We start from the raw sequence: 2818 nt of genomic DNA, 5'->3' as shown, positions 1-2818 counted from the left end.
TATTAGTGATGCTATGGATTATTATTTTGACTTAGCAAATAAGGTAATACAAGAAGATTCTAATAAACATAAAGAACTAGAAATATTATTAAAGAAACATGATAATTGTCTCTGTGAGCAATGTACTGAAATAGAGGAAGAGATCTATAAGTATTTAGTTGAAAATTGTGGAGTAGAAACATTAGATGAATATGCTGAAAGTTATAATGATGATTCTGATGACTATATGTATAGTTCCTATTATTCTATAGAAGCAAAAAATCCAGAGAACGAGAAATATGCAGATATTATTCATAAAATAAATAACTTGTTTGAATACGATGCTCGTTATTGTTGAATATGAAAGTAATATTCAAAATAAAGTATCTAATTTATTAGGTTATACTCCTGTTATTTATACATTCGAGGATATGTTTTCTAAGTATAAAAATTCTACTAAGAAAAAATATCTTGCAACAGAAGAAATATTTTCATTAGCTTATGATACTACATTATCTAATTTAAAAAGAAGTGTGTGGATCTCTATAAATGAAGAAGATCTTTTATTAGTAGATAAAAAACTAAAGATATTAGAAATATGCAATTAGTAGTAAAAGTTCAATCTGCTTCCGATATAATAACTAATTCCAGTTCAGAGTTATTTAGTGTTCGTTCTGATTTATCTAAAAGCGAACTACTTTCTTTATTAAAGGGTGTAAACTCTAAGTTTCGTTATAAAGGCGATTGGTATAAGTTACCTAAAGAAGAACAAATAAAATACGATCATAATACTGGTATGGGAGGTATTCTAGAAATCCGAACATTTGATGATATATACAAAGAATGTTTGAAGTGGGTTCCTGATAATAAGAAGCGACTTTATACCAAAGAAATCTGTTCTCTACAATATGAAGAGCCTTTAGAAGAGTTAGAAAAGAGACTTGAAATATCTATTGATGAAGGATTTAGTCATACAATAGACTGGATTCTAGGAAACTTATATATTGTTGATTGTGATTCTCCTTGTGTAAAAAACAAAGAGGGAAGGGTTCTCAAAGTACTTAATTGGGATGAAGAGGACTACGTAGTTGATGATAATGGTAATAAAATAGAAGAATGAAATTTATAAGTCCCATACAATCATATAGTGATATAATAACTAATTCTAGCTCTGAAATTTTCTTAATGAAAGAATCGGATGCACATTACTATGATGAATTAGTAAATACAGGAGATTGTATCAGTATAGAATTAATAAATGATTTAGACTTTATAAAAAGTCATTGGTATTGTGATGAATTGTTCTGTGACTACTTAGGTGTCAGTTGGGAAGAGCTTATTAGTCACAAAGAGTATTACGATCGATTAATTGGTTTATATATAGTAGATATAGAAGACCATTTTTCTGGATGTCAAAAAGTATATGAAGCAGCAAGAGAAGACTGTCTCAGCAGTCAATATTGTCATTAATATTCAATCCTTTAGTGATATTATAACTAATAGTAGTAGTGAATTATTTTGTACTGTAAGTGGAAATGAGAATGTAATATTATTTATTAATAATCTTCTTTCCAGTCTATTTAAAGATGATGAGTATTATAGTGAGGATACTCCAACTTATCACCTTCTTTGTAAGTCTGACTTAGATAAAGAAGAGTTTTCAGAAAAACAATGGAAAGAACTCCCAGAATATAGCATACAAATTAATCTTCCCTATAGCTTGGGAGCCTGTGAGACATTTTTTATGGAAGGATTAAAAGCATTATTAGAAAATTCAGAAGTTAAAGGTAAGTATAAATTAGATTTCAATGGATAAGTTTAAAGATTTATTTAGTAAGATTAAGGTAAGAAAATTTCCTGATAAAAACTATCATGCAATCTGGAATAATCTCAAGACGGTAAGACTAGGTCATGGAGTTGCTAAAGAATTAGATCCTGATCGAGCTGAGTTCTATGATGTAGGAATTAACACTAGATGTAATGCTGAGTGTGATTTTTGCTATGTCAAGGCATCTTCTAAGGGAGTAGACTATGAGAATATTTGTGAAACTTGGAATAAATGGATGCAAACATTCCCAGAGGATAAAATTATCGAAGGGACTAATATCATAAGTACAGAAAAACCATTTCAAATTGCCTTGGGTCAAAATTAAAGGCTAAATGTTGTTATAAAAATTATCTTGATTTGTTTTGTGGTCTCAATAAAAATTTGTATTTTTGCATAATTAAAAATTTAATTATATGAAAAGACAAGGAATTTATAGAATTTTGAATCTAAAAAATAATAAATGTTATTATGGTTCAAGTTTGGATTTAGACAAAAGATTATATGAACACAAAAGAAATCTTAGATTAGGACAACATGATAATAAACATTTACAAAGTTCATGGAATAAATACACAGAAGATAGTTTTCAATTTGATATAATTGAAGAAATTCCGTTAATAGAAGATATAGACGAAAATAATAAAAATTTAAGAAGTATAGAAACAGATTATATTCAAAAGTATCAAACTTATAAAGATACTTATGGATATAATTTTATTCCTGGAGGAATAGGTACTCAAGGATTGCCATGTTCAGAAGAAAAGAAAGAGAAAATTTCAAAAGCTAATAAAGGAAGAATAGCTCATAATGTAGGAATACCTATGAGCGAAGAGCAGAAACAACTTTTGAAAGAAGTTAAAACTGAGAAATATGGTAAAGCTATAGATATTTATACTATTAATAAAGTATTTATAGAAACAATACCTTCTATAAGAGAAGCTAGCAGAAAATATAAAGTAGGAAGAAATACTATACAAGATTGCTGTAATAATTTAACCAATCCTATAAATT

General features: G+C 27.8%; 7 protein-coding genes. All 7 read left to right on the top strand.

Annotated elements, in window-relative coordinates; translation table 11 throughout:
- On the top strand, positions 1 to 337 hold a 337-nt coding region (locus tag ACI3VO_RS12990; protein ID WP_439758324.1), incomplete at its 5' end, for a hypothetical protein.
- A complete protein-coding gene (locus ACI3VO_RS12985; protein WP_439758323.1) occupies positions 321 to 587 on the top strand; it encodes a hypothetical protein in 267 nt (88 codons plus the stop codon). The genes ACI3VO_RS12990 and ACI3VO_RS12985, both read left to right, overlap by 17 nt.
- Positions 578 to 1099 (top strand): hypothetical protein, encoded by a 522-nt coding sequence (locus ACI3VO_RS12980; protein ID WP_439758322.1) that lies wholly within the window; start codon positions 578 to 580, stop codon positions 1097 to 1099. Before ACI3VO_RS12985 ends, ACI3VO_RS12980 begins: the two co-directional genes overlap by 10 nt.
- Before the next feature lie 65 nt (positions 1100 to 1164).
- On the top strand, positions 1165 to 1449 hold the full coding sequence (locus ACI3VO_RS12975) for a hypothetical protein (protein WP_439758321.1): 285 nt from the start codon (positions 1165 to 1167) through the stop codon (positions 1447 to 1449).
- Complete coding sequence (locus ACI3VO_RS12970; RefSeq protein ID WP_439758320.1) at positions 1403 to 1795, top strand: hypothetical protein; 393 nt, start codon at positions 1403 to 1405, stop codon at positions 1793 to 1795. The genes ACI3VO_RS12975 and ACI3VO_RS12970 overlap by 47 nt, the downstream gene beginning before the upstream one ends.
- A complete protein-coding gene (locus ACI3VO_RS12965) occupies positions 1788 to 2132 on the top strand; it encodes a hypothetical protein (protein ID WP_439758319.1) in 345 nt (114 codons plus the stop codon). The genes ACI3VO_RS12970 and ACI3VO_RS12965 overlap by 8 nt, the downstream gene beginning before the upstream one ends.
- An 88-nt stretch (positions 2133 to 2220) precedes the next feature.
- A partial coding sequence (locus tag ACI3VO_RS12960; RefSeq protein ID WP_439758318.1) for a GIY-YIG nuclease family protein occupies positions 2221 to 2818 on the top strand: 598 nt, incomplete at its 3' end.

This window comes from Intestinibacter sp., from assembly GCF_051866655.1.
Lineage (GTDB): Bacteria > Bacillota > Clostridia > Peptostreptococcales > Peptostreptococcaceae > Intestinibacter.
Note: the sequence above shows the minus strand (reverse complement) of the source record. Positions and strands in the feature narration are given on the sequence as shown.

Coding starts and splice junctions, on each gene's coding strand:
- ACI3VO_RS12985 (WP_439758323.1), top strand. CDS start 321: ATGCTCGTTATTGTTGAATATGAAAGTAATATTCAAAATAAAGTATCT.
- ACI3VO_RS12980 (WP_439758322.1), top strand. CDS start 578: ATGCAATTAGTAGTAAAAGTTCAATCTGCTTCCGATATAATAACTAAT.
- ACI3VO_RS12975 (WP_439758321.1), top strand. CDS start 1,165: ATGAAAGAATCGGATGCACATTACTATGATGAATTAGTAAATACAGGA.
- ACI3VO_RS12970 (WP_439758320.1), top strand. CDS start 1,403: ATGAAGCAGCAAGAGAAGACTGTCTCAGCAGTCAATATTGTCATTAAT.
- ACI3VO_RS12965 (WP_439758319.1), top strand. CDS start 1,788: ATGGATAAGTTTAAAGATTTATTTAGTAAGATTAAGGTAAGAAAATTT.